Raw genomic sequence first — 26,126 nt, 5'->3', positions numbered from 1 at the left:
GCGTGTCTCCGTTGTTGGTTTTTGCATCGCTCTTGCGTTCTGTTTCGCGTACCAGGCGCTTTCGAACTCGAACGCGGCTGGTCCACGTTGGCGCGATCTTAAGTCACTACAGAAACCCCTGCCATTGACAATTCGGCACCACGTCATTCCGAAAGCGCATCAAGTAGGGGCCGTGCGAAGCGCCGATGCCACGCCCCGCGGCGCATGCTGGGCACGTCACGTGCTACCCCACTTCGACGCACGTCAACGTGTTTCCGACAGGCAACCAGGGAGATCGATAATGAAAGCGAAGAAGATCGCAGTCGCGATGCTGTGCGCGGCCACGCTCGCCGCGATGGGCGCGTCGCCAGGCGCGTTGGCACAGGTCGCGGGACTTCAGCCGCTCGGCGGGACGGCCGAGCAGACCAATGCGCTGCTCAAGGGCTGGAGCGTGCGGCGCGCGCTCGTCGACGAACCGGTCTACAACGATTTGAACGACAAGATCGGCAGCATCTATGACGTGATCATCGCGCCGGATCGCAAGGCGAGTTATGCCGTCGTGCAGGTCGGCGGATTCCTCGGCATGGGCAAGCATTACGTCGCGATTCCGGTCGATCACTTCCAGATTCGCGACGGCAATCTGTTCCTCGCGGGCGCCACGAAGGAGGCACTGAAGTCGGTGCCGGAGTTCGAGTACAACAAGCTCGAGAAGGCGACGAAGCCGCGCAAGGTGGCGGCGGAGTAATGCAGTGATTCGATGAGGCGGCCGCGAAACGTTGAGGCAGCGCGCCATCCCGCGCGCACCGCCTCAACGTTTCGCGGCCGTCACCAGTTGCAGCGGCGTCTCGATCAGCGGCGACAACTCGCGCTGCTTGCGCCGCTCGGTCACCGCTTTCACCGCGAAGTCGATACCGAAGACCGCCTGCCGGTCGGCGAACTGGTTCATCGTCGCGAGCACGCGGCCATCGGCGAGCAGCGGCTTGATCGCATCGATCGCGTTGTAGCCGGTGACGTAGACATCGCCGCCACGGCCCGCGTCGCGAATCGCGTCGACCGCGCCCATCGCCATGTTGTCGTTACCGCATAGGAGCGCACGAAGCTGCGCATACTCGGCGAGCATTTTCGCGGCCACGTCGCGGCCCTTGCCGTACTCCCAGTTGCCCGACTCGACCGCGACGACCTGCACACTCGCGGCGTCCATCGCGTCGCGGCTGCCGGCCGTGCGCTGCTGCGCATTGGTGCTCACCGAAATGCCTTCGATGATGCCGACCTGATCGCCGGGCTTCAGCTGCTTCGCCAGATAATCGCCGACCTGCTTCGCGCCGTTGCGATTGTTCGGCCCGACGAACGGCACCGTAATGCCGGCCGCCGTTTGCGCCGAGTCGTCGAGCGGGTTGTCGATCGCGATCGTGATGATGCCGGCCTTGACCGCGCGCGCGAGTACCGGGGTCAGCGCTTTCGAGTCGGTCGGCGCGATCACGATCGCGTTCATCTTCGCCTTGATCATCTCGTCGACCATGCGGATCTGCGCGGCGGTGTCGGTCTGTTTGACCGTGCCGCGAATCGTCAGGCTGAACTGCGACGAGAAGTGCTCCTGGTAATTGCGCGCGGCGTTGACCATCGCGACCGTGAATGGGTCCGACATCGATTTGAGCACGAGCGCGATCTTCGGCTTCGCGCCGGTCGGCACTTCGGCGCGGGCGTCGGTGGCGAACCGCGCGACGCCGCTCAGACCCGCTGCGGCCAGCGCGCCCGCGAGCAGCACGCGGCGGCGCATGTTCTGCGTCATGGCTTGTCTCCTTCGCGAACGTGCCGAACGAGCGACGCGACGTTGGCGGCGATTTCGTCGAAAAGCGGCCGGCTGTCGATGTCCTCGCTCAGACAACGGGTCTTCAATGCGGCGAGTTGCGCGGCGGCGTGCGGTTGCGCGTCGAGCGCATCGAGCGCATCGAGGGTGTCGCAGCGCTCGAGCAACTCTTCGAGCAGACAGCCATACGCCCTCACTTCGAGCCGTTGCAACGCGACGCCCAGCTCGCGATCGCCGGCGTCATAAAACGATGCCGCGCCGAAATCGCCCAGCAACGCGCGGCCCGCGCCGCCGTGCAGGATATTGTGCGCGTATAGATCGCCATGCATCACGCCGCGCCGATGCAGATGGCGCGCGACATTCGCGATGCCGCTCGCGATACCGAGCACCGTCGCGAGATCGAAGCGCGCGTCGTCGCGATAGATGTCGCGCGTGCAGGATGCGAGGCTCGGCGGACCGGCGAGATTGGCGAAGCGCGGCTCGACCAGTCCCATCACGAGGCCATGCGTGTCCGATGGATGGCCGATCACCTTGCCGAGCACGGGAATCAGGTTCGCATGCTCGCCGCCGCGAATGCAAGCGGCCATTTCGCAGTCGGGCAAACCATCGCTCGTCACCGCGCCCTTGAACAGCTTGACGGCAACCTGACGCGGCGCAGGCTCGCTCGCCAGCCGCAGCGTCGCGCGATAGATCACGCCCGAGGCACCCTCGCCCAACGGCTGCTCGAGCCGCAACGCCTCCCAGCGAATGCCGCCGATCGGCGTGTCGCTCAGCGCCGCCTGTTCGAGCGCCGCGTTGAACGGATTGCCCGCATACGCGAGCCACGCAAGCCGCGGCAGACGCAGCAGCCAACGCGGCAAGATGTCGAAACGATTGACCGCGAGGCGCAGCAGTTCGAGCCGCGTGCATGCGGCCAGCTCCTCGGGCAGCGCGGAGAGCCGGTTGCCGGCGAGCATCAGCTTCTGCAGTTGGGTGCATCCGCCAATCTCCGCGGGCAAGCGCTCGATGTCGTTGTCGGTCAGGATCAGCCAACGCAGCCGCGACGGCAGCGCGCGCGCCGGCACTTCACGAATGCGATTCGCCTTGAAGCCGATCATGCTCAGTTGCGCGCATTCGCCGAGTACGGCGGGCAGTTCGGTGAACGGGTTGCTGGACGCGAACAGGATGCGCAGTTTGCGCAGACGCGGCAAATCGTCGGGCAATGTCGTCAGCGCATTGTTCGACAGGTCGAGCACTTCGAGCGTGTCGGCGAGATCGAAAATCTCGCGCGGAAATTCGCTCAGGCCGCACGCGAGTTTGAGTTCGCGCGCGCCCGCCAGTTGCCCGGCACGCAGTTGTTCTAGAGTCGTGGTCACAGTCGTGGGAAAGAAAATCGGAGAGCGCCCGCAGCGCGTCGTACCGAGGCTATCGATTTTACTGAGTCAAAGGCCATCTGGGGTTCTCTGCGGTACAGTGACGTAAGCGGCTCGATGGTCACGATCGTCGCGGCCATCTCGATTGCGAATGAGACAGCAATATCTGGAGCGCGTTCAGGCGACGCGAGCGACACACTATCGGATAACGGCGCAGCCATCATGCGACTTTCCGTGCCGGGTCGTTCGAACCCCTCCGTGTCGAAAGCTTTGCGCCTCCACCCTGTCAGGAGTCTGAGAAAGTGACATACGCATACAAGTTGATCGATTCGCCGGTCGGTCAGTTGAAGCTCGTGGCGAAGGGCGAGCGCCTCGCCGCGATTCTGTGGGAACACGACAAGCCGAACCGCGTGCGACTCGGCGAGATGAGCGAAGCGAACGAACTCGCGGTGCTGGTCGAAACCGAGCGGCAATTGCGCGAGTACTTCGCGGGCACGCGGCAGGCCTTCGATCTGCCGCTCGACTTTCAGGGCACCGAGTTCCAGAAGCAGGTGTGGCACGCGCTACTGACGATCCCGTTCGGCCAGACACGCAGCTACTCCGAGATCGCGCAGCAGATCGGCAACGTCAATGCGGTGCGCGCGGTCGGCGCGGCCAACGGCCGGAATCTGATTTCGATCGTCGCGCCGTGTCATCGCGTGATCGGCGCATCGGGCGAGCTGACGGGATTCGCGGGCGGCCTTGCAAACAAGATGCTGCTGCTTTCGCTGGAGGCGGGGCAGACGTCGCTCGAAGCGGCGGCCGGCGACGAGCCACGCCACGCAGCGGGAGCTCGAGCGACGAATGCGGCGCCAGCAGTCAAGGTCGAGGCGCCCGCGAAACCGGCGCATCGTCTGCCGAATCGCGCAACCCAGGGTTCGCTGTTCGGCAACTGAGGCGACGCACACCCGGCACAACGCGCCACCCATCGGCCGTAATCGCCGAAGCTTCGTCCGCGATCAACGCCATCGGCTCAGCATGCAACACCTATCCTTAAGATGCCCGTGCGGGCATCGAACAGGAGGATGACATGCGCATGCTTCTCAACATACAAATACCGAACGAACCGTTCAACACACTAGTGCGCGAAGGCCGAGTCGGCGCTCTGATGCGGCAAATCCTCGACGACATGAAACCCGAAGCCATCTACTTCACCGAGCAGCAAGGCAAACGGGGCGCCGTGGCGGTCGTCAATATCGATGACCCCTCGGCGATTCCCGCGCTGGCGGAGCCGTGGTTCCTGAAGCTCAACGCCGACTGCGAACTGCGCATCGCGATGCTGCCCGAGGATCTGATGAAAGCCGGGCTCGATGCGCTCGGCGACAAGTGGAAGTAACGCGGCCCTCAGGAAGGCCTGGCCGATAGCTCCAACAGCATCGAGGCCGCGGCCGTCGCCGCCACCTGGCAGCCGAGCACGATATGCGCTTCGGCCGTGTCCTCGATAAAGTCGTGGCTCACGCCGCCGATGCTCGGCACGAACATCATGCACGCCGGCATGCAACGCGCGATCACCTGGGCGTCATGCGCGGCGCCGCTCGGCATGCGCAGCCACTGCCCCGGCGCGATCGCTTCGGCGGCTCGCGCGATGTGCGCCGCGAGCCCGGCGTCCATGCTGACGGGTTCGATCGGCTCGTCGATCGTCTGCAATTCGACGCTCACGGCGTGGTGCGCATTGAAGTCGCGCACCAGTGCGGCTAGCGCCTGTTCCATTGCCTGAAGCCGCGCCGGGTTGGCGTCGCGGTACTGCAGGTACATGTCGGCCGCGCCGGGCACGACGCTCATCGAACCCGGATCGAGATCGATGCGGCCCACGGTCCAGACGGTATCCGCGTCAGCCAACTGCGTGAACGCGTCGTTCATCCGTGCAATAAACGCGACCAGCGCCGCGCCCGCGTCGCGGCGGATCGCCATCGGCGTCGTGCCTGCGTGATTGCGCTGACCCGTGAAGCGCAGCCGCGCTTCGCGCAGCCCGACGATCGTGGTGACGACGCCGATCGTCTTGCCGATCGCTTCGAGCCGGCCGCCCTGCTCGATATGCGGCTCCAGATACGCGACCTGGCGTCCCGCCTCGAAACGCGCGCGCGGCCGGCTAGCGAGTCCCGCTGCCTCGAGCACGTCGGCGAGGCGTTCGCCCTGCCGGTTCGTCGCGCCGCGAATCGATTCGTCGACCGCCTCGCCGACGAAGCTGCGGCTGCCTAGCAGACCCGAGAACGTGCCCTCCTCATCGATCCACGACGCGACATCGACGGCGAGATGCCGCGTCGCGTCGTTCTCCGCAAGCGCACGGGCGATTTCGAGCCCGTACATCACGCCCATTGCGCCATCGAGCCAGCCGCCGGTCGGCTGCGTGTCCGTATGCGAGCCGATCACGAGTGCGGGACCGCTGTTGCGCGAGCGTCCGAACACGGTGCCGATACCGTCGATGCGCGCGTCGAGCCCCGCCTCCGTCATCCTGCCGACCAGCCATTCGCGCGCCGCCAGATCGACCGGCGACAACGCCAGCCGGACCACGCCGGGGCCGGTCGCGCCGAAGCTGCGCAGCTGTTTGAGGTCGGCCAACAGCCGGTCCGGATCGATCTTCACCACGTTGTCATCTCCTTGAATGGATTGCCGATGCCGTCGCGCGAGAAGCGCCCGGCGACATCGCCTAAGCATGCCTGAGTCTCGCGCCATTGCATCATCGCGGCGCACGCGGCGCCAGCAATTCCTCTGCTCTGGGCAAAAAAGCTTCAGCACCGGCGCGGTGTTCGCGCGGCTGTAGCCGAGCATGGGATCGATCCTCGCGAGTCATGCCTGACAGGCATGCCGCTCAGCCTACAAAGTCTTTTTCCTTCGCGCAAGGTATCACTACATTACGACTCATGCAGTGGCGCAGCAGCCTTGCGAAATCACCGCTCCATGCCTGTCATATATAGCGCAAAGGAACCCGAGATGAACTCCCCGACCGTTTCAGAAGACGTCGTAGTCGTCCGTCACACGCACCAGAACGCCCCGACCCAATACGTCGAAGCGAACGGCATCCGCTTCGCCTATCGCCGCTTCGGCAGGCCGGCGGGCGTGCCGCTCGTGTTCAACATTCACTTCACCGGCACGATGGATCACTGGGACCCGGCCGTCACCGACGGCCTCGCCGCGGATCGCGAAGTGATCCTGTTCAACAACGCCGGCATTTCGAGCACGTCCGGCGCGGTGCCGGAATCGATCGAGGAAATGGCCGCGAATGCCGCCGCGTTCATCAAGGCGCTCGGCTTGACGACGGTCGACGTGCTCGGCTTTTCGATGGGCGGCCTGATCGCACAGACGCTGGCAATCGCCGAACCCACGCTGGTGCGCCGCGTGATTCTGGTCGGCACCGGCCCGCGCAGCGGCGAGGCGATGAGCTCTCTGACGCCCGAAGCGCAGGACATTTTCGGCGCGACCTATGCGCAGCCGGACGATCTATGGCTGCGCGTGCACTTCGCGCCGTCGGCGGCGAGCCAGGCGGCCGGGCGCCGCTTCCTGCAGCGCTTCCGTCTGCGCAGCGAAGCACGCGACCCCGAGGCCAACGACAAGGTCGCGCCGGCACAGCTCGCCGCGCTCGCGAAATGGGGCGCGCCGCGCGTCGATCCGTTCGACTACCTGCGCGCGCTGAAGCAGCCGACGCTCGTCGTCAATGGCGATCACGACGTGATCATCTACTCGATCAACTCGTGGATCCTGCAGCAGAACCTGCCGAACGCGCAGCTGATCATCTACCCGGACGCGAACCACGGTTCGCTATATCAGTACCCCGAACGATTCGTCGCGCACGTGAGCGAGTTCCTCGCCGCGCACGACTGATCGCCTTCAAATAAAGGAGCATTGCCATGAACAGCCTCACCGGAAAGACCGCGCTCGTCACCGGCGCATCGCGTGGTATCGGCCGCGCCACAGCCCTCGCACTCGCCAACGCGGGCGCGCAGGTTCTCGTTCACTACAGCAGCGCAGAACAGGAAGCGGAGCGGGTCGTCGCCGAGATTCGCGCGGCCGGCGGCAACGCGCGGAAGATCGCCGCGAATCTGCGCGACGCGGACGGCCCCCATGCGCTCGCGAAACAGGTGCGCGCGGTGGTCGGCGAACGGCTCGATATTCTGATCGCGAATGCGGGCATTTCGAAAGCGGCCACGATCGAAGAAACCAGCGTCGCCGATTTCGACGACCTGTTCGCGGTCAACGTGCGCGCGCCGTACTTTCTCGTGCAGCAGTTGCTGCCGGTGCTGCACAAGGACAGCAGCGTGATCCTGCTGTCCTCGCTCGCGGCGCGCGCGGCCGTCGGCACGCTGCCCGCGTATGCGGCGACGAAGGGCGCGGTCGATACGCTCGTCAAGCATTTCGCGGCGGCGCTCGGCGAGCGCGGCATTCGTGTCAATGCGGTGGCACCGGGTGTCGTCGAGACCGATATGTCGAGCTTTGCGAAGACCGACGCGGGACGCGAACTGACGCTCGGCATGCAGGCGTTGAAGCGCGTCGCGCAACCGGACGATATCGCCGGAGCGGCGGTCTTCCTCGCTTCGGACGCCGCGCGCTGGATCACCGGCGAGACGCTGCACGTCGATGGCGGCTCGAAGCTGTGACTGCCAAAGAAAACGGCCGCGCTGCCAAAACAGCGCGGCCGTGTCATGAAAGCGCCACGATGGCGGGCGCATTCACGAAGCGGACCAGCGGTCCGCTTCGACCATTCATTCACTCACTTCCACAGCGTGCGGCCAAGGAACGTCAGCGTACGATCCCACGCCTGTTGCGCCCAGACCGGATCGTATTGCGTCTTGGCGATGCGGCCCGGCCCAACCGCCGTTTCGTTCGCGAACGCGTGATGCGCCAGATAGCGGTGAAACTCGACGTCGACCTTCGCGTCGGCGAGTTTCTTTTCGAGCGCGTCGACGGTGTCGGCGGCGAAGAACTCGTCCTGCAGACCCCAGTGGCCTATCACCGGCACCTTGATCTTCGACGCGTCGACATAGTCGAGCGGCGGGAAGCCATACCAGACGACGCCGGCTGCCGCTTCGGGCACGTTGCACAGCGCGAGCAGCGTCAGCGCGCCGCCCATGCAGTAGCCGGCGATGCCGACCTTCGCCGCGTGCTGCTGCAGGTACTGGACCGCGCCGCGCACGTCCTGCGTCGCTGCGTCGCCGAAATCGAGACCGCTCATCAGATGATGTGCCTCATCTTCTTCGACGGTCGACTTGCCGCGATACAGATCGGGCACGAGCGCGAAGTAGCCGGCCTTCGCGAGTCGGTCGGCGACACCGCGAATCTGGTCGTTCAAGCCCCACCATTCCTGGATCACGACGACCGCGGGCGCACCCGCGGTTTTTTCAGGCTTCGCGAGATAGCCCTGAAGCTGCTTGCCGTCGGGACGGTTGAACGTGATCATCGAACCTGCGTGTTGGGTCATCGGTCGCTCCTCGAGTAGACGAAACCGCTAGCATAGCGCCACTGCCTCCTTTTCTGTTCGATCGGATGGCGTCCGCGCGAGTGCGCTTCCACTAAATTCGCTTTATCCGAATCCAACAATATGAGGATAAGCAAAATGAAATATTCACTAATTAATTGCTTGATGAGCGATTCCCCCAAGAGCAATCGCCGACGTTATACTCACCGCCATGCGTTCTGCATCAACTATCGCTAAAGTGCTACACGGGTCGATCCATTTGTCGCCCAAGTCTCTCAGGTTCTGGCAATCATCCTCGGAAGCCAGAATCTTTTAGGCCGACACATTGTGTCGGCCTTTTTTTATTCGCGACGCTTTCCAATTTCCAATCACGTAATCATTCTGTAAATCGACATCGAAAAATGTACGCGCCATCTATCAATTGAATTAGAGAGCGCCATACCTGATTCGACACACGATCAAAGCCTTGAAGTATTGCGATGCGCGCTAGAAGCGCTCTATCACGCCGAATTGCACACCCGCGACCGGTGCGCCCGGGTAAGCGACCGGCAACCCGGTGACGTTGACGCCGCGCAGCGTGAAGGTCGAGTCGTCGTGATTCGCGAGATACGCAGCGCTGAAGTACAGCAGCAGCGTGGGCGACATGTTGTATTCGAATGCCGCGCTGAACTGGTCCGCGCTGCCGCCGGCCGTCGTGTAGTCGCGCACGTGGGCATAGCCGAGCGACGCGCGCGCGTACGCCGACAAACTGTACTGCGCCGAGAGCGAGCCGCCCGCGCCGTGATAGACCGGCGTGCCGCCATCGCCATTGAAAAAGGACAGCCAGACGCGCAGTTTGCCGAACGCGTAGTTCGCGCCGCCGAGGTTCGCCCGCAGCGCGCCGGCGCCGTGCGTCTGCTGATGCGCGTACGACAGGCGCAATTCGCCGAGCCGATACGACGTGGTCACGTAGTAGCCGTCGATGCCGTTGCCGTCGTCCTCGGACGGATCGCGCGTGGCCATCATCAGCGTCGTGCTGAAGCCGGCGATGCGCGGCGACAGATAGGCGATCGCGTTGTTCGCATAAGGCGTGATCTTCGACAGGTTGTTGAGCCCCGAGGCGATCGTGCCTGCGCCGAACGCGTCGAGATCGCCCTTGAACGGGATATAGATCGGCGAATACTGACGGCCGAAGCGCAGTTCTCCCCACCTGCCGCTCGCGCCGATCCATGCCTGGCGATTGAAGATCGAGCCGGGCACCTGCTGGGTGCCGTCGGTCGAGCTGAAGCCGTTTTCGAGCGTGAACACGATTGCGTTGCCGTCACCGAGCGCTTCCGCGCCATGCAACCCGACGCGCGAGCCGCGATAGGCGCCGGAGTCGAGGCGCGGGGTCCAGCCGGACCCGGGGTCGGTGATTTCCAGGCTCGTATCGATCACGCCATACAGCGACACGAAGCTGCTGTGGATTCCCGTGGAGACATCCCCGCCTGTATCGATGTCGGTGACGGCGGCCGCGCCATGCGCGTAGATCAGCAGCATGACGCCGATCCACCCGGCCCGCACGCGAACGCTGATCGTCGCGCGGCCGAGTCGCGCCGCGCTCCATGCGCGCGCCGAGCTCGACGCAGCGTCGCGGACAGTGTTCAGCGAGCAAACCGAGGCGTGACGCAGGATCAGGTCCTCCCCAGGCACATCGATCGGATCTTCCGCGAGCGAACTTACCATGTCCGCGCGAACCCGTGCGAGCCGTCCCGTACGCTGGCGTACAGGTGAACGATGTGGTTTTTCGCGCGACGAATAGTTTTGACTAGGGAAAACCCGTATAATCCGCAAGAGGTCAGACAACCTGCGTAGAATCGCGATGATCCTGACCGCGATCCGCCGTGCAGCGTCCACTCCGAACCGCTTTCTGCCCGCTCCGTGAATTCCACCGCCTCCGCCAGTACCGCCGCTCCCGCCCTGCCGTTTCGCCACGCGTTGTACGCGATGCTCGGCATCGGCCTCGTCAACATGCTGGTCGCGCTCGACCAGACCGTCGTCAGCACGGCGCTGCCGTCGATCGTCGCCGAACTGCACGGCTTCGAATACTTCGCGTGGATCGCGAGCGCGTACCTGCTCGCCTCGGTCGTCACGGTGCCGGTGTTCGGGCGGCTCGGCGATTACTTCGGCCGCAAGCGCTTCGTGATCGCCGCGGTGATCACGTTCACGATCGCGTCGGTGTTGTGCGGTCTCGCCAACAGCATGCTGTTTCTCGCGATGGCGCGCGGGCTGCAAGGCATCGGCGGTGGCATGATGGTCGGCACCGCGTTCGCGTCGATCCCCGATCTGTTCCCGGACCCGCGCACCCGTGTGCGCTGGCAGGTCGTGCTGGCCGCGGCTTACGGCATCGGCACCGCCGCCGGCCCGTCGCTGGGCGGCTGGATGAGCGAGCACCTCGGCTGGCGCTCCACATTCCTCGTCAATCTGCCGGTCGGCGCGGCGGCGCTCTATTTCATCTGGATGCATCTGCCGAATTTCCGGCGGCCGCACGAAGGCGAGGTGAAAATCGACTGGCTCGGCGCGGGGCTCGTCGCGGCCGTGCTCGGCGGTCTGCAGGCGTTTATCGAAGCGGTGCCGAAGAATGGCCTCACGCTCACCAACCTCGTGCTCGGCGCGTGCGTGATCGCAGGCGCGGTCGCGCTCTTCATGTGCGAAAAGCGCGCGACGCATCCGATCATTCCGCTCGATCTGTTCAAGGACGCGCGGCTCGTCACGCTATTCACGCTCGGCATGCTGTCCGGCTTCGTGATGTTCTCGCTGATCTTCTTCGCGCCGTTGCTGCTGCAAGGCGGCTTCGGTTTGTCGCCGCAACAGGCCGGCCTGCTCGCGACGCCAATCGCCGCGTGTATCGCGCTCGGCAGTCTGCTGAACACGCGCATCGTGATTCACATGAAGAAGCCGACGCGCATTCTGTCGATCGGTTTCGGGCTGCTGATGTTCGCGTCGATCGCGCTTGCATTCGCGAACCCGGACACGCCGCACCTGCGCATCGTGTTGCCGATGGGGGCGGTCGGCATCGGTCTCGGTTTCATCCTGAACAATCTGAATGTGTTCGGCCAGGAGATCGCCGGACGCGAACGCTTCGGCATCACTACTGCGTTATTGCAATCGACACGCATGGTCGGCGGCATGCTCGGCACCAGCATCGTCGCCACCGTCGTGCAGCATCATTATCGCAACGTCGTCACGCGCACGATGAGCGTGCTCGGCGAGCCGGCCGCGTCGCAATGGCGGCCGCGTTTCGTCGATCTGCGCATTCTGATCGACGACGCGTCGCGTACGCAGCTGATCGCGGATATGAAGACCTCGGGACTCAATACGCTCGCGCTGCTCGATACCGCGCGCGACGCGCTCGTGCAGTCGATTCATATCGGCGTGTGGCTAACGGCGGTGGCGTCGCTGGCGGCCGCGCTGCTGGTGCAGCGAATCTCGCACGTGGTGTTTCGCAAATAAAAAAACTCCCCGATCCGGATGAGAGAACGGGGAGCAAATGGGTTGGACGAAGAGACCTGATGCCGTCACATCAAGGCTCTTTGCCACATCCCAAGGATGACGGACGTAATTGGGCCGCTTACTGAATGGTTGCTTTCGCTCTGAGATTCTTCACCATTCTGTCGACGAGATCTGCTTGTGCCTGCTGGTACAGCATCGGCTTCATTTCTTCGAAAGACGGAACCTGCAAAGGGCGCGTGTCATCCACTTCGATGACATGAAAACCGTATCCGGTTTTAACCGGAGTCTGCGTATATTCGCCCTTGTGCAAATGCGAAACCGCGTCAGCGAACGGCTTGACCACCTTGCTGGAAGTGATCCAGCCCAGATCCCCGCCGTTGTATCTTGAATCGGAATCGATCGATTCCTTCGCGAGCTCGCCGAACGACGCGCCCTTGTTCAGCTTTGCAATGAGGCTTTTTGCCTCGCCTTCGTCCTTGACGAGGATATGGCGAACCTTGTATTCGGTGCTGCCGCCTTTCGACTTCATCTCGTTGTACATCGCCCTCAATTGATCGTCGCTAATAGGGTTCTTCTTCAGGAAGTCCTGCATGTACGCTCTGACGATCTCGATCTCCCACGTCGCCTGCGCCTGCACGAGAATCTTTTGCCGGGCGGCCTCGGCCCGTGCCGCGATTTCCGGGTTCCGGTCGAAGCCGGTCTTTTGCGCCTGCTGGAAAAGGACTTCGCGGCGAATCAGTTCGTCCCGGACATGATCCGACAATTGAGGAGAGTCGGAAAAACCTTGGGCATGCGCCTGTCCGATATACAAATCGGCGTCTGCCTGAGAAACGGGTTTGCCATTGACCGTGACGAAGGGCTTCTCTGTCGCACTCGTCGCCAGGGAGAGCGTTGCACCGAGCACCAGTGCGAACGTCCATCGTGATAGTGCTTTCATTGAGCGGATCACTTGCGTTGGTTCGAGGACTTTAGCAAACGATCGCCAAAGGTCCAGGTATCTCGCCAGGTCTGATCAGCCATCAGTTTTGATCAGACGCTGGCGAACTAAACGACTTTATTGGGTAATGGTTCCCGCAAGCGTCAGGCTGCGTGAAGAGTTGCCGACATACACCGAGTAGGAACCGGTCGGCGTCGTCCACTGCTGCGAATCTTTGTTCCAGGTGCTGAGCGGATGATTCGGCGCGGCGGGATCGATCGTGATCGATACCGTCTGCGAGCCGCCCGCATTCAGGCTGACCTTCTGGAACCCCACCAGACGCTTAGGCGGCTCGCCCGCGGAGGACGGCAGCGCAATGTACACCTGTGGCACTTCGGCGCCCGCATTCGAACCGGTGTTTTTCACGACCGCGCTAACCGTGTAAGTACCGTTTGCTCCAGTACTGACGGTCGGGTTGGTAATCGTGAAGGTCGTGTACGAAAGACCGAAACCGAACGGGAATGCCGGCGTTTTACCCATCGCGTCATACCAGCGATAGCCGACATTGAGCGCTTCGGAGTAGGTCACCGTCGCGCTTCCGTTGATCGACACGCCCGGGTATTGATAAGGCGTAATCGAATCCATGAAGCCCTGGCCGACCTGCGGGAACGTCACAGGGAGCTTGCCGGACGGATTCGCGACGCCCCACAGCAGATCCGCGACGATGTGCCCATCTTCCTCGCCAGGGAACCAGGTCTCGAGAATCGCGCTCGCGGCCGAGGTCCCTCCGGTCAGGATCGAAGAATCTAGCGCTTCGGCGGCACTGTCCTTCAGAACGAGCACGGTATTGCTGTTGGCCGCGACGATGGTTTGCAGCAACGCGAGCGTGTTGCTGTTCTTCGCGGTACTCGAGGTCGTGATCGAGTTCGACTTCGGCGCATACCAGTCGAGCGTATTGAGGAATTTGCCGGTGTCGAGCGTGAGGCCTGTCGAGTCCGTGAAGGTCGCCTGGTCCGCGCCTTCTTCCGACATCGACCCGGCCATGAAGATGACGGCGTCGGCACCGGTCGCCGCTGTCTTCACGTCGGAGAGGGTTGCCGCCGCGCCGTCAATCGTGCCGGTCGAATTGTTGTCGTCCACGAGAGCCAGATGGACCTGAACGCCGGTATTGCCGAGGTTGGCAAGCGTGTCCTTGATGCCCTGCACCGGTGTAACGGTGTACAAGGCAACAACGTCGGAACTGCCACCGCCTGAACCCATCGGGTTGCCGACCGAACTGCCGCCAGCAACCGCTTGCTGAGCATAGACCTGTGTCGTTTTGCCAACTACGAGGACGTTTCGAACCGTCTTTTTCAGCGGCAAAGTCCCGTTGTTCTGCAGCAGCACGGCCGACTGCTCGCCAATCTGCTTGGCGACCGTACCGCCAGCCGTAGCATCGATCGCGGTCTGTGCAATGGGCCGATCGAAGATACCCGCACGGAACATCTGCGTATATCGGCGCAGCAGCGCATTGTCGATATCGGAGGTCTGAATCTGCCCCGAGGCCAAAGCCGCATTCAGATTTGCCGGCGACCAGTTCTGCGGAAGCGGCATCTCGTTGTCCATGCCCGCCAGCAGGGTCGGCGCGGTGCTGTGCGCAGCAAAGAAGTCCGACTGCACGTAGCCCTTGAAGCCCCATTGTCCGCGCAGGACATCGGACAGGATGTGCTTTTGCTCGCACATCGAAAAACCGTTGACCGAGTTGTACGAACACATGACGGCGCCGACGTTGCCTGCTTTCACCGCCATCTCGAACGGCAGCATATAGAGTTCGTGCAGCGTTTGATCGTCCACGCTCTCCTGAATCGTCATGCGATTCGTTTCCTGCTCATTCGCCACCAGGTGCTTGGCCATCGCGATCATGCCGTGCGCTTGCACGGCCTGAATTTCAGCGACACCCATCGTACCGGTAAGGTACGGATCCTCGCCCATGTACTCGAAGTTGCGCCCGCCCACGGGCAATCTTGCGAGGTTCATACCGGGCGCTTCGAACACGTGTAGCGCGAGATTGCCTCCCTCGACGCCGACCACGTTGCCAAACTGGGTCGCGACGGAAGGATCGAACGATGCCGCCATGGCAATCGCAGACGGCAAGGCGGTCGCCTTGGCGGAACTGGAATCCGTATAGGCGGCGAAGCCTGTCACCGAAGGAGACACGCAGTCATTCTGGCCAATCCCGACAGGCCCATTGGTAATTCGCAGCGTCGGAATAGCGTACTTCGCCAGCCCGAGAATGTGGCGCGCGCCGTAGCACTGCGGCAGTTCCGGCAGGATGCCTGGATTCGAACCGGTCAATTGCTCTTGCTTGTCGGCCAGCGCCATGGCGGGGACGAGCAGTGCGGCGCGTGCTTCGGGAGAAAGCGACGTGTTCATCCATGGCATGGCGGATGGCTGCGTCGTGGATGGAGTCGAGGCCGGATTTGAAGCCGCCGTCGTGTTTGGACTATCACTGCCACCGCACGCCGCCAGAATGAACACGAGACTCACGGCGGCGGCCGTTCTCCTCTGAATGAATTTCACAGACATTGTCTTTCCTCAATTGTTATATGCACAAATGCGAGACGCGCATCGGTCGTTCTAATGTGAAGGACTGCCATTCAATCAATTGCCAGTAATACGACTGCTGTTTCCCCTGCTTCAAATCCCATGAAAGATTTTCGTCTCCGGCGGGGAGTCGTCGCCACAGGTGACGATCCGCGTTCCAGTGAAGACATCGTAAGACTTAAATCGTCATCAGACGACTAGGGTTTTACCTGACATCAACAAAAACAACGACTTACAGACATGCACGGACGTCTGATGAGTTAGCTGGAATTGACAATTTCAGCGTCGGGGCCAGTCGTGGCGGGCGTTAAACGGGTATCGGACGGGCGCGAGCCGCGCGTGATTACCGCGATCGCCTGCGGCAAAAAAATCTCGATTAAGGACATGAACCGCGGGTAAGCGCAATGGTTCATTTGCATCTCTTTACTGCGACTAATGGCGGGGCTTAACTCGTACCCGCAGACTGCTGCCGTTCTGATGCCCGACATTCCGACTGTTCCCGTTCCGCGACTGGCCGACCCATACCGCGAGATTTCGACTGCGGCTGGCGCCAGGCGCATCGCTATCGAAAGGTGACAACATGACCCGAAAGTTCGCGGGACGTTACGCGCATAGCGCAGTGATAGCCATTGGAGTGATCTTGAGTGGGTGCAGCGGGGGCGGGGGCGGTGGTGGCGACCCGTCGCCAGGATCCCAACAGTCGGGAGCCCAGCAGGACCCCACCACGCTAGGCGTCTCTGGCGTGGTCTCAAGCGGCGCCCCGATCGCGAATGCGCAGGTCACGGTCTACGACGCGAAAGGCCAGACGGCTACCGCGACCGCAAACGGACAGGGGAGCTACTCGATATCCCTCGATCTGACGAAGATGGTCGCCCCCTTCGGCTTCGGAGCGGTCGATCCGAGTGGCGCTAGTGAAGACCAGACGTCCATCCTCATCGCTCCTCCCAGTGGAGCAAGTACCGCCGTGGTGAACATCACACCGCTCACGACCGCTGTTGTCGCAGGTTCGATGGCGTCCAGCAGTCCGTACGACGTCGCGAATCCGGTCGCCCTCTCGGGTTCGATGGTGTCCAGTGGCCCGTATGAAATCTCAAGACCGGCGGCGCTCTCCGCGGTCACGGCCGCCAATGTGCAAAGCGCGAAGTCCGCTGTGAATGCGTTGCTCGCCAAGCTTTTTGTTGACGCCGGCGTTGCCGCGGGCACAGATGTAGTCGGTACCGCGTTCAAACCGGATCACACGGGCCTCGACAAGGTGCTCGATGAAGTCACTGTCGTGCCGATCGGTGCCGGCGTGACGATCACCAACAAGCTGAACCTGGTCGGAGCCATGCAGGTTGCGACGGTGTCGCAAGCGACTGTAGCCAGCAACAGCCTGGGCTCATCCTTTACGATCGACTTCCCAAGTACTCTCGTTGCGCCGTCGACTTTCGCGGGAATCGTCAGCGCGTGGCAGGTCTGTTTTGCGCAGAGTCCAGCCACACGCGTCGGCTCCAGCGGCACACTCAGCTCCGCCTGTCAGGCAGCGATTTCGACGAGCCCGGCCTATCTGAACAACGGCTACACGTTCGCGCAGGAATTCTCCGGCTGGCTGTCGAGCACCAATCTGGTCAATCCGACATTCATTGGCCCGCAAGTGCTCTACGCCGAATCCCCCGACAAAGTGTTGCTTCGGTTCGGACTGGTAGATAGCACGGGCAACGCGCAGACCACCAATCTGGTCGCAGAGCTCATCAACGGCCAATGGCAAATAACCGGGAACCAGCAACAATACGATGTGCGGATTTCCGGCGTGCTGCAACGTGACCTTGTCGGCATTTCTCTTGGTGGCAATCCCACGAGTAGCCCGACTACGTCATACGCGTCGGGGCTCGTGCCGATTTATCGAGACCCGAAGGTCTCCAACAATCCGGCTAACAGCCAGTATGTGGTGGTCACGGGTCCGGGACTGCCGACAGCCGGCGTCGTTCTCGCTCCGAATCCCAGCGTGACTGGCATGGCTTACTGGCCGATTGCAAACCAGACCGGAACCGCTGCGACGAGTTCGTCGATTACCGATGCCTTTTTTGGTTTCGCGCAATCGGAACAGAGCGATAGCGGGAATCTTTCGCCGGCGGCAAATCCAGCCAACGCGGTCAACTGGCTCGCGACCCCGGTCACCGACTTCACCCAGTTCACGGGATACCCGCAATACACGTTCGTGATTCACTTCGCCGACGGAACCACAGCAACTGTCCTCAAGCGGCTGCTCTACGGACCGGTCTCGCCACAGAATGGCAATGGCTTTGTATGGGATGAACTCTCGTCCTCGTCCATGGCCCTGTTCGCAGCAAACGCGCCAGCCGCATCCAGTGTCAGTCTGAGCTGGACGGCCCCGGCCTTCGCTGCCCAGGCCGCAGACGTCATCTTTACGGCTTTCAACGGCACCACTGGCGTGCAGGCTAGCACGGCCCTGACTCCGACCGCGACGTCCGCAACGGTGAACCCACCATCAGGAACGTCGCAGTTCCCCGCATTGACCGGCACTGGGTCGTATCGCTGGTTAGAGCTGGACTACAACAATCCCGGCAGCGTGCACCGCTACAACGTCTACGTCTACTAGGTTCACGGCGGCCATTGAACTCGCACGTCGCCCTCGGCAATTCGCAGAGGGCGATTCTATTTGGCGTGAAAGCACTCTTCAAATAGCCGGAATGTTCTTATCCCGATTGCATATAGATGATCGTCATTCACCGTGCAAACTCGCGCGCGGACTTCGAGCGTTGCGAATGAAAACACGCACAGAATATTAATCCGTTGTACTGATTCCTTAATGAACATAGAACTCACCTTACCGGAGCGTGGCCCAGCATGCGATGAACCATGAATGAGGTTGATTTATTGCCCGTCACCGGCTAGAACCCGTTGACAGCGATGTGCGCGCCCGAAATTCAAGAACGGCAATGAAGCGGCGCAAGGGGAAACCGATGAGCGACCTGGACAGGGCAATCCTGGAGACCTATCGCGTTGCACGCGCATGCAGCGGCGACAGGTTTATCGACACTGCATTCGATGTACTGGGCAAGTATGTCCCGTTCGACTCGGCGCGTTGGGCGACCGCGAGTGCGACGCCTGCCGGCGTTGTGTTTCATGCGCCGCATCTCGTCAACGAAGTACCTGACTGGGACAACCGCTATGGCGAAATCCGCTCGAAAGACACGGCTGCCCGATTCATGTTGACGCATCCAGGCACGACCGGCAATTTCCATTCGCTCACTTCCCTGACCGGCCCAGACAACGCGGCCCTCCTCGACTACACGCGCAAGGTCAAGCATGCGAACGCGTTGATCACCGCACACAAGGATTTCACGACGGGGTACACGCTCACAATCGGACTCTTCGCGGCCCACGTGGACCGGCAGTACTCCGAGCAGGAGCGCCAGTTTGTCGAGTTTCTCTACCCGCACCTGATGGAGGCGTGGGCGGTCAACCAGTCATTGCAGATAGAGCGTTACCGTTCGCGAATCTGGTCGGTCGCGATGTGCCTGCCCCCAGGTCTCATCACCCTGTGTGAACCTGCCTTCTTTGACCTGTTGCGCGCTGAGTGGCCAGGTGGCCACGGCGGCCACGTTCTGCCGCCCGTGCTGATCGAGCTACTTGGCTCCGGCGCTGACGGTCATCGGGGTCGCCATGCCGTTTTCCGGTTTGAACGCCACCCAAAGTTCGCGTTCGTTCGAGCCCGCCTCGCCACGTCTGTCGACCTGCTGACAGAGCGGGAAAGGGAAGTCGCCGAATGCGTAGCGTCGGGACTCACGCATAAAGAGGTTGCGCGCCGCATGAGCATCGCGCCCGCCACGGTACGAAATCATCTGCAGGCGATTCATCGACGGATTGGCGCCCGGAACAATGCCGAGCTCGTTGCACTTCTTCAGCGCGACAACCTGTAACCTCGGCTCATCGCGAAGAGTGTGCCCAGTTGCGAGGCCACCAGACAGACGGTGACTGCTCAAGATGAATGAAGTGGCCCGCCTCGATTATCTGGCTGCTCACGCAGTCGAGCTGGTTCTTCCACGATTCTGTCTCGGCTCGTGCGTCAACGAGGCAATCCAGAGCCCCTGAGACGATGTGGATCGGGGCACGGATGTCTGCATAAGTAGGCGTCGAGTGTGTCCAGAAACTTCTTACGAGGACTTCAAATGCACTGGCGTCCAGAATCGGATGGTGCGCCAGCAGGTCGATGTACCAGCATCGCCTGGCATTGGCGGCCTGGGCCCAATAGACGTCGATGAAGTTTGCAAACGATGTAACCTGAGCCGCGAGCTTCGCAAAGAGTTCATAGTCGCGTTCCCGGCGGAAATCGTCTAGCGCGTCAACGAGCGGTGCAGCCGCCGGGTAGAAAGTCCTTAGCCGTTCACCGATCCGGATGAATGCATCGCCGAGGTCGCGTACCGGCGCCAGCAACATCACTTCGTTGACCAGATCGGGCAGGTGCGAGGCAAGTCGCAATGCCAGGTGTGTTCCGAACGCATGGGCAAGCAGATTGACCGGCGCCCCGGTCCGCTCGGCAAGCGCGCGCAACTCCTCTTCCGCGGCATCCAGAAGGGCAGCAAACGCGTCGGCGTAGAGGACGACCGAACGTGGTTGATCCCACCAGTAAACCGGCAACGTCCGTCCATACAGGTCGCGTTCCGCAATCGCAGACAGGCCTGGGCCGCCGTGAAGAAACAGCACTGCCGCGTTGCTCACCATGTCAGGTATCTCCGCTATCTGGCAGCTTCTGTTCTTTGGATGCTACCGCGCGCGCTCCGATACACACATAGTGCAATTGCATTATTGAGCGTTGACTCGGCGTGGGCGAGTCCGCATTGCTATTGAAAAACAGAAAGCCTGGCGGATCGCACTGTCGTGCAACCCACCAGGCTTTCCATTCAAGTCAAATCGCGATTAACGCACGAGACTCGGACGCTTGTTATCGAACTTCCAGTTCGGAATCAGATACTGCATCGCCACGCCGTCGTCGCGCGCGCCGAGACCATGCTGCTGATACAGCGCGTGCGCCTTTTCGAGCGCGTCCATATCGAGTTCGACGCCGAGGCCCGGCTTCTGCGGCACCTTGACCTTGCCGCCGACGATCTGCAACGGATCCTGCGTCAGGAACTGACCGTCCTGCCAGATCCAGTGCGTGTCGATCGCAGTGATCTTGCCCGGCGCCGCTGCGGCGACGTGCGTGAACATCGCGAGCGAAATGTCGAAGTGGTTATTCGAATGCGAACCCCACGTGAGGCCCCAGTCGTTGCACATCTGCGCAACGCGGACCGAACCCTGCATGGTCCAGAAATGCGGATCGGCGAGCGGAATGTCGACCGATTGCAACTGGATGGCGTGACCCATCTGACGCCAGTCGGTTGCGATCATGTTGGTCGCCGTCGGCAGGCCGGTGGCGCGACGGAACTCCGCCATCACTTCGCGGCCCGAGTAGCCGTTCTCCGCGCCGCACGGATCTTCCGCGTACGCGAGTACGTCATGCTTGTCACGGCACAGGCGCACCGCTTCAGCGAGCGACCATGCGCCATTCGGGTCGAGCGTCACGCGCGCTTCAGGGAAGCGCTCGGCGAGCGCCGTGACCGCCTCGATCTCGGCGTCGCCTTGCAGCACGCCGCCCTTCAGCTTGAAGTCGTTGAAACCGTAGCGCGCCTGCGCGGCCTCGGCGAGACGCACGACCGTTTCCGGCGTCAGCGCTTGCTCGGTGCGCACGCGCTCCCAGTCGTCACGCGCGCCCGCGTTGTTCGCGTACGGCAGATCGGTCTTGTTGCGATCGCCGATATAGAACAGGTAGCCGAGCATTTCCACTTCGTCGCGCTGCTGGCCTTCGCCGAGCAGTGCCGCGACCGGCACGCCGAGATGCTGGCCGAGCAGGTCGAGCAGCGCGGCTTCGAGCGCGGTCACCGCGTGAATCGTCGTGCGCAGGTCGAAGGTCTGCAGGCCGCGGCCGCCCGCGTCGCGATCGGCGAACTGCGTGCGTACCTTGTTCAGGATCGCCTGCAGATTGCCGATCGACTGACCGACTACGAACGGCCGCGCGTCGTCGATCGTCTTGCGGATGTTCTCGCCGCCCGGCACTTCGCCGACGCCGGTATGGCCCGCGCTGTCGCGCAGGATCACGACGTTGCGCGTGAAGAACGGACCATGCGCGCCGCTCAGATTCATCAGCATGCTGTCGCGGCCAGCGACGGGCACGACGCGCAGTTCGGTCACGACCGGTGTCGCGTTCGATTCAGTAGGTTTCGTGGACATGGGAAAAGCACCTGTGTGTGAAGTAAGCCGGCCGGCGGAAGCCGCCGCGCGCTGCGTGCGCGTTCGATCGGACCGGATGAAAACTCGAAGCCAGAAAAATTGATGGCCGCCTGCGAGACGTCAGTGTAGTCAATGCGCGTTGCCGTGCAACGACTCGGACAACGGCTCGCGATTACCCGGCTTGTTGCGCGTCAGGAAGCCGGCCGCCGCCGCGAGCAGGGACGCGACGCCGAGACCGTACAACCCGCCCGTAATCGAGCCCGTGTGCTGCTGCAGATAACCGAAGGTGGCCGGCGCGAAGAAGCCGCCGAGGTTGCCGAGCGAGTTGATCAGCGCGAGCACGCCAGCCGCGACACGCGCATCGAGGTAGCCCTGCGGAATCGGCCAGAACAGCGACGACGCGGCCTTGAAGCCGATCGCCGAGAAACAGATCGCGACGAACGAGAACACCGGGTTGCCCGACGTCGACGCGAACAGGCCAACCGCCGCAATGACGAGCGCGACCGCGAGCCAGCCCTGCTGATGACGCCATTTCGCCGACACGACCGCGAAGCCGTACATCGCCACCATCGAGATCAGCCACGGAATCGCGTTGAACATGCCGACCTCGAAGTCCGACAGCCCGCCCATCTTGCGGATGATGGTGGGCAGCCAGAACGTGGCCGCGTAGATCGTCAGCTGGATCGCGAAGTACAGGAAGCAGAACAGCGCGATCTGCGGGTCCTTCAGCAGCTTCATCGTCGGCAGATGCGCGCCGCCGTGCGCTTCGCGCTCGGCCTGTTCGGCCGCGATCGAGTGTTCGAGCACGCGCTGTTCTTCGGCGGTCAGCCAGTGCGCGTCGCGGATGTGCGATTTCAGCATCAGCCAGCTCACGACGCACAGCACGATCGAAAACGCGCCTTCGATCAGGAACATCCACTGCCAGCCTTGCAGGCCGAGGCCGCGAATCGACAGCAGCGAGCCGGTGATCGGACCGGAGAGCACCGACGCGAGCGCCGAGCCGGACAGAAAGATCGCCACCGCCTTGCCGCGTTCCTTTTGCGGCAGCCACTGCGTGAAGTAAAAGACGACGCCGGGAAAGAAGCCCGCCTCGGCGACGCCGAGCAGGAAACGCAGCACGTAGAACGAGGTGTCGTTCCAGACGAACGCCATCGCGCCCGCCACCAGGCCCCACGTGCCCATGATGCGAGTGAGCCACGCGCGCGCGCCGAACTTCTGCATCAGCACGTTCGACGGCACTTCGAACAGCGCATAGCCGATGAAGAACAGACCGCTACCGAGCCCGTACGCGGCCGCGCCGATGCCGAGATCGGTCTTCATGTGCGCGTTGACGAAGCCGATGTTCACCCGGTCGATATAGTTCGCGATGAACATGATCAGGAAAAGCGGCAGCACGTTGCGCTTCACTTTCGCCACCGCCGATTCAAGCGGGTCGAGCGCGCTGGTCAGAACGGATGTCAAGACGGGTCTCCTTGTCGGCCACGTTACCTGATATGTTGTCTGACGACAGTCTACCGCGTTGTTTCCACCAAATCCAATTGGGTGTTTACCCTGAATCAGCGGGCAAAATCCCTTTAAATCAAGGACACACCGGGACTTCGCTGCCTTCTTGCACGACTTGAGACCTTATTCGAACTAAGACGTCTGATGTCTCTAATTGCACCCACCGCCGGTTGCGGCTGGCGCACATGCGCAATCCTGCGTCTCACCCCCATGCAAACTCTCGCCTGCACGGTAAAAATAGCCCCCGCCGATGCCGCCAGAGGCAGCAGAATCAAGTAAAGTCCTGTGCGATACTTTGCAGGATCAGTCAACCAGCCACAAAAATGAGCAGCCTAACTGAAAAGGTGGTGGCCACCCTCTCCGATGAAATTCGCCGCGGCGCGTTGAGGCCAGGCGACCGCATCCCCACCGAAGTCGCGATGATGAAGCAGTTGTCCGTGAGCCGCTCCGTGGTTCGCGAGGCGATTTCACGTCTGCAGGCGGCCAAAATCGTCGAGACGCGCCACGGCATCGGCACGTTCGTGCTCGCGCCCGCCGCCGAGAAGCCGATGCAGTTGCCCGCCGCCGACCTCACGAGCATGCTCGACGTGATGGCGATCATCGAGTTCCGGATCGACGTCGAAGCAGCGGCGGCCGCGCTCGCGGCATCGCGGCGCACCGAGCAGAATCTGAAGCAGATCCGCATCGCGCTCGATCGCTTCGAATCGGAACTGGAGCGCGGCAGCACGGACACGCTCGCGCACGACATCGAGTTCCATCTGCAGATCGCGCGAGCGAGCGGCAACCGTTATTTCTTCGACGTGCTGAGCCAGCTCGGCCGCTCGGTCAGCCCGCGCACGCGGCTCGGTTCGGCCGAGATCGCGGAGCTCGATCATATCGAGGTGTTGCGCAGTGTGCTCGGCGAACATCTGTTGATCTATCGCGCAATCGAGCGTCAGGACGCCGACGACGCGCGCGCCGCGATGCGCATGCATCTGAGCAACAGCCGCGAGCGCCTGCGCCGCGCGCACGAGTTGACGAAGGCTGGGGTGTGACCGAAGGCGGGGCTGCGCGAGCGCCTCGCAAATCGACACACAATACGACCCGACCCGCCGCCCGGAGCACCCGCTCACTCATCCAGGTCGAGATCCATCAACGCCGAGCTCAGCGATTTGCCGTGCGCATCGAGCGCGAGCGAACGCGTGACACCGCCGCCGAGCGCATCGCCGAGCACGAAGTTGAACGCGGCGAGGCCCGGCAACTCATGACGCACCACGTCGCCACGCACCACATCGCGCAGATGCGCCTTGACGCGCTCGGGCGTCAGCACAGCGCGCAGCTGCTCGTAGTGCCGGGCGTCATGACAGATCACCGAGATATTGAGCGTATTGCCCTTGTCGCCGGTGCGCGAATGGGCCAGTTCACGTAGTTTCATCTCACACCTCCACCAGCGAGAAAGCCGGCGCCGCATGCTCGCGCGGCAGCAGCACCGATTGCACCGCGACCACCTCGCGCGCCGATTTCGTCACACCGCCCCCGCCCGCGGGACCGTTCGTATACAGCGTCTCGACCTCATTGCCGAGGCGCACCGCCTCCGCGAACGATGCCGTGCGCCCCGCCACGCGCGCGCGCACTTCGTACGGCTCGCCATGACCGCCCGCCAGCGTGTCGCCATAGAGCGCGTTCACCCCGATCAGATCGAAGCGCAGCTCGCGCGTCTGTACACCGGTCAGCGCGAGCCGTTCGCGCACGATCTCGAGTGCGAGCCGTGCCCGCGCGAGCGCGCCGGGTCCGCCGTAGGAAATCTGCCCTTCGCCGATATAGCCGTCGAAATACGCCACCGACACTTTCAGCGTCCCGGTACGCTCGGTGCCGCTACCGCCGGTGACGCGCACGCGATCCGGCGCCTCCTGCGCGATGCGCACCTGCGAAAAATCGGCCACCACGTCGGGCTGCAGATAACGACACGGATCGTGGATCTCGTACAGCAATTGCTCCTTGCAGGTCGCCTCCGTCACGAGCCCGCCGCTTTGCGCGAGCTTCGTGATCACCACGGAACCATCCCGCGCCACTTCGGCGATCGGAAAGCCGAGTCGCGCGAGATTCGGCACGTCCTTGAATCCAGGGTCCGCGAAATAGCCGCCGGTGATCTGCCCCGCGCATTCGAGCAGATGGCCGATCACCGTCGCCTGACCGAGCATCGGCCAGTCGTCCATGCGCCAGCCGAACTCATGGATCAGCGGCGCGACGAACAGCGACGGATCGGCGACCCGCCCGGTCAGCACGATCTGCGCGCCGGCCGCGAGCGCCTCGACGATGCCGCTCGCGCCCAGATACGCATTCGCCGAAATCAGCCGGTCCTGGCAAGCGGCCACGGCCTCGCCCGACTCGACGAAATGAAAGTCGCCCGCACGCACGACGTCGAGCACATCGTCGCCGGTGACGGCGGCAATCCTGATCCCGCCGAGACCCAGCTCGCGCGCGATCTGCGCGGTCCTGCGCGCCGCCGCGAGCGGATTCGCCGCGCCCATGTTCGACACGATGCGCACGCCGTTGCGCGCCGCGACGGGCAGCACCGCGCGCATACGGGCTTCGAGCAGCGGGTCGTAGCCGAGCTCCGGGTCCTTGCTGCGCGCCTGCTGCGCGATCGCGATCGTGCGTTCGGCGAGGCATTCGAACACGAGATAGTCGAGTTGGCCGTGCTCGGCGAGTTCGAGCGCGGGTTCGATGCGGTCGCCCGAATAGCCCGCGCCCGCGCCAATGCGCACGACGCGTCGAGGTTCAGTGGCTGTCATTGCTTCCGTCCGTTCAGTGAGG

At 62.8% G+C, this 26,126-nt stretch carries 21 protein-coding genes; 9 read left to right on the top strand and 12 right to left on the bottom strand.

Features of this window, described 5'->3' with window-relative positions; translation table 11 throughout:
- Positions 1–280: 280 nt before the first annotated feature.
- Positions 281–724: a PRC-barrel domain-containing protein gene (locus tag CI15_RS22500; protein ID WP_062131264.1), complete on the top strand. Its 444-nt coding sequence runs from the start codon at positions 281–283 to the stop codon at positions 722–724.
- Positions 725–787: 63 nt separating this feature from the next.
- On the opposite strand, the gene CI15_RS22495 is transcribed toward CI15_RS22500, so the two are convergent.
- Positions 788–1,768 carry a substrate-binding domain-containing protein gene (locus tag CI15_RS22495; protein ID WP_062131261.1) on the bottom strand — a complete coding sequence of 327 codons (981 nt, stop codon included), beginning with the start codon at positions 1,766–1,768 and terminating at the stop codon, positions 788–790.
- Positions 1,765–3,141: a leucine-rich repeat-containing protein kinase family protein gene (locus CI15_RS22490; RefSeq protein WP_062131258.1), complete on the bottom strand. Its 1,377-nt coding sequence runs from the start codon at positions 3,139–3,141 to the stop codon at positions 1,765–1,767. Before CI15_RS22490 ends, CI15_RS22495 begins: the two co-directional genes overlap by 4 nt.
- Before the next feature lie 299 nt (positions 3,142–3,440).
- Here CI15_RS22490 and CI15_RS22485 point away from each other — a divergent pair, with 299 nt between their 5' ends.
- Positions 3,441–4,073, top strand: a complete 633-nt coding sequence (locus tag CI15_RS22485; RefSeq protein WP_062131256.1) for a methylated-DNA--[protein]-cysteine S-methyltransferase — start codon at positions 3,441–3,443, stop codon at positions 4,071–4,073.
- A 134-nt stretch (positions 4,074–4,207) separates the two neighbouring features.
- Entirely contained in the window at positions 4,208–4,513 is a 306-nt protein-coding gene (locus CI15_RS22480; RefSeq protein WP_062131253.1) for a hypothetical protein, read from the top strand.
- An 8-nt stretch (positions 4,514–4,521) separates the two neighbouring features.
- On the opposite strand, the gene CI15_RS22475 is transcribed toward CI15_RS22480, so the two are convergent.
- Complete coding sequence (locus CI15_RS22475; protein WP_062131249.1) at positions 4,522–5,763, bottom strand: Zn-dependent hydrolase; 1,242 nt, start codon at positions 5,761–5,763, stop codon at positions 4,522–4,524.
- A gap of 345 nt (positions 5,764–6,108) precedes the next feature.
- On the opposite strand from CI15_RS22475, the gene CI15_RS22470 reads away from it, so the two are divergent.
- The gene (locus CI15_RS22470) at positions 6,109–6,996 is read left to right on the top strand and encodes an alpha/beta fold hydrolase (RefSeq protein WP_062131246.1); all 888 of its coding nucleotides are present in this window, start codon (positions 6,109–6,111) and stop codon (positions 6,994–6,996) included.
- Positions 6,997–7,022: 26 nt separating this feature from the next.
- Entirely contained in the window at positions 7,023–7,769 is a 747-nt protein-coding gene (locus CI15_RS22465; RefSeq protein WP_062131243.1) for an SDR family NAD(P)-dependent oxidoreductase, read from the top strand.
- A gap of 113 nt (positions 7,770–7,882) precedes the next feature.
- On the opposite strand, the gene CI15_RS22460 is transcribed toward CI15_RS22465, so the two are convergent.
- Together CI15_RS22460 and CI15_RS22455 are read right to left on the bottom strand one after the other, a co-directional pair.
- Positions 7,883–8,590, bottom strand: a complete 708-nt coding sequence (locus CI15_RS22460) for a dienelactone hydrolase family protein (protein ID WP_062131240.1) — start codon at positions 8,588–8,590, stop codon at positions 7,883–7,885.
- Between the two features lie 483 nt (positions 8,591–9,073).
- Positions 9,074–10,291 (bottom strand): porin, encoded by a 1,218-nt coding sequence (locus CI15_RS22455; protein ID WP_062131237.1) that lies wholly within the window; start codon positions 10,289–10,291, stop codon positions 9,074–9,076.
- Positions 10,292–10,552: 261 nt separating this feature from the next.
- Between CI15_RS22455 and CI15_RS22450 the strand changes: the two genes are divergently transcribed.
- Entirely contained in the window at positions 10,553–12,058 is a 1,506-nt protein-coding gene (locus CI15_RS22450; protein WP_062131233.1) for an MFS transporter, read from the top strand.
- A gap of 118 nt (positions 12,059–12,176) precedes the next feature.
- On the opposite strand, the gene CI15_RS22445 is transcribed toward CI15_RS22450, so the two are convergent.
- Together CI15_RS22445 and CI15_RS22440 are read right to left on the bottom strand one after the other, a co-directional pair.
- Positions 12,177–12,995, bottom strand: a complete 819-nt coding sequence (locus tag CI15_RS22445) for a peptidylprolyl isomerase (protein WP_062131230.1) — start codon at positions 12,993–12,995, stop codon at positions 12,177–12,179.
- A gap of 117 nt (positions 12,996–13,112) precedes the next feature.
- Positions 13,113–15,395 (bottom strand): beta-glucosidase family protein, encoded by a 2,283-nt coding sequence (locus tag CI15_RS22440; protein WP_241495893.1) that lies wholly within the window; start codon positions 15,393–15,395, stop codon positions 13,113–13,115.
- A 742-nt stretch (positions 15,396–16,137) separates the two neighbouring features.
- On the opposite strand from CI15_RS22440, the gene CI15_RS22430 reads away from it, so the two are divergent.
- A complete protein-coding gene (locus CI15_RS22430) occupies positions 16,138–18,156 on the top strand; it encodes a carboxypeptidase-like regulatory domain-containing protein (RefSeq protein ID WP_062131221.1) in 2,019 nt (672 codons plus the stop codon).
- A gap of 364 nt (positions 18,157–18,520) precedes the next feature.
- Positions 18,521–19,480, top strand: a complete 960-nt coding sequence (locus CI15_RS22425) for a response regulator transcription factor (RefSeq protein ID WP_062131218.1) — start codon at positions 18,521–18,523, stop codon at positions 19,478–19,480.
- 7 nt (positions 19,481–19,487) lie between these two features.
- On the opposite strand, the gene CI15_RS22420 is transcribed toward CI15_RS22425, so the two are convergent.
- The 3 genes from CI15_RS22420 to CI15_RS22410 form a co-directional block, all read right to left on the bottom strand.
- Positions 19,488–20,282: an alpha/beta fold hydrolase gene (locus tag CI15_RS22420; RefSeq protein WP_062131216.1), complete on the bottom strand. Its 795-nt coding sequence runs from the start codon at positions 20,280–20,282 to the stop codon at positions 19,488–19,490.
- A gap of 195 nt (positions 20,283–20,477) precedes the next feature.
- Positions 20,478–21,827 carry a glucarate dehydratase gene (gudD, locus tag CI15_RS22415; RefSeq protein ID WP_062131213.1) on the bottom strand — a complete coding sequence of 450 codons (1,350 nt, stop codon included), beginning with the start codon at positions 21,825–21,827 and terminating at the stop codon, positions 20,478–20,480.
- Positions 21,828–21,956: 129 nt separating this feature from the next.
- Entirely contained in the window at positions 21,957–23,288 is a 1,332-nt protein-coding gene (locus CI15_RS22410; protein WP_062131210.1) for an MFS transporter, read from the bottom strand.
- Between the two features lie 365 nt (positions 23,289–23,653).
- On the opposite strand from CI15_RS22410, the gene CI15_RS22405 reads away from it, so the two are divergent.
- On the top strand, positions 23,654–24,364 hold the full coding sequence (locus tag CI15_RS22405; protein ID WP_062131208.1) for a FadR/GntR family transcriptional regulator: 711 nt from the start codon (positions 23,654–23,656) through the stop codon (positions 24,362–24,364).
- A 74-nt stretch (positions 24,365–24,438) separates the two neighbouring features.
- On the opposite strand, the gene CI15_RS22400 is transcribed toward CI15_RS22405, so the two are convergent.
- Complete coding sequence (locus CI15_RS22400; RefSeq protein WP_062131205.1) at positions 24,439–24,744, bottom strand: AtuA-related protein; 306 nt, start codon at positions 24,742–24,744, stop codon at positions 24,439–24,441.
- Between the two features lies 1 nt (position 24,745).
- Entirely contained in the window at positions 24,746–26,104 is a 1,359-nt protein-coding gene (locus tag CI15_RS22395) for an acyclic terpene utilization AtuA family protein (RefSeq protein WP_062131203.1), read from the bottom strand.
- Between the last annotated feature and the right edge of the window lie 22 nt (positions 26,105–26,126).

Source organism: Paraburkholderia monticola, from assembly GCF_001580545.1.
Classification (GTDB): domain Bacteria; phylum Pseudomonadota; class Gammaproteobacteria; order Burkholderiales; family Burkholderiaceae; genus Paraburkholderia; species Paraburkholderia monticola.
The sequence above is the reverse complement of the archived record's forward strand: the minus strand, read 5'-3'. Positions and strand labels throughout refer to the sequence as shown.

Coding starts and splice junctions, on each gene's coding strand:
- CI15_RS22460 (WP_062131240.1), bottom strand. CDS start 8,590: ATGACCCAACACGCAGGTTCGATGATCACGTTCAACCGTCCCGACGGC.
- CI15_RS22500 (WP_062131264.1), top strand. CDS start 281: ATGAAAGCGAAGAAGATCGCAGTCGCGATGCTGTGCGCGGCCACGCTC.
- CI15_RS22455 (WP_062131237.1), bottom strand. CDS start 10,291: ATGGTAAGTTCGCTCGCGGAAGATCCGATCGATGTGCCTGGGGAGGAC.
- CI15_RS22400 (WP_062131205.1), bottom strand. CDS start 24,744: ATGAAACTACGTGAACTGGCCCATTCGCGCACCGGCGACAAGGGCAAT.
- gudD (WP_062131213.1), bottom strand. CDS start 21,827: ATGTCCACGAAACCTACTGAATCGAACGCGACACCGGTCGTGACCGAA.
- CI15_RS22445 (WP_062131230.1), bottom strand. CDS start 12,995: ATGAAAGCACTATCACGATGGACGTTCGCACTGGTGCTCGGTGCAACG.
- CI15_RS22420 (WP_062131216.1), bottom strand. CDS start 20,282: ATGGTGAGCAACGCGGCAGTGCTGTTTCTTCACGGCGGCCCAGGCCTG.
- CI15_RS22480 (WP_062131253.1), top strand. CDS start 4,208: ATGCGCATGCTTCTCAACATACAAATACCGAACGAACCGTTCAACACA.
- CI15_RS22495 (WP_062131261.1), bottom strand. CDS start 1,768: ATGACGCAGAACATGCGCCGCCGCGTGCTGCTCGCGGGCGCGCTGGCC.
- CI15_RS22425 (WP_062131218.1), top strand. CDS start 18,521: ATGAGCGACCTGGACAGGGCAATCCTGGAGACCTATCGCGTTGCACGC.
- CI15_RS22465 (WP_062131243.1), top strand. CDS start 7,023: ATGAACAGCCTCACCGGAAAGACCGCGCTCGTCACCGGCGCATCGCGT.
- CI15_RS22470 (WP_062131246.1), top strand. CDS start 6,109: ATGAACTCCCCGACCGTTTCAGAAGACGTCGTAGTCGTCCGTCACACG.
- CI15_RS22430 (WP_062131221.1), top strand. CDS start 16,138: ATGACCCGAAAGTTCGCGGGACGTTACGCGCATAGCGCAGTGATAGCC.
- CI15_RS22405 (WP_062131208.1), top strand. CDS start 23,654: ATGAGCAGCCTAACTGAAAAGGTGGTGGCCACCCTCTCCGATGAAATT.
- CI15_RS22450 (WP_062131233.1), top strand. CDS start 10,553: ATGCTCGGCATCGGCCTCGTCAACATGCTGGTCGCGCTCGACCAGACC.
- CI15_RS22395 (WP_062131203.1), bottom strand. CDS start 26,104: ATGACAGCCACTGAACCTCGACGCGTCGTGCGCATTGGCGCGGGCGCG.
- CI15_RS22440 (WP_241495893.1), bottom strand. CDS start 15,395: ATGCCATGGATGAACACGTCGCTTTCTCCCGAAGCACGCGCCGCACTG.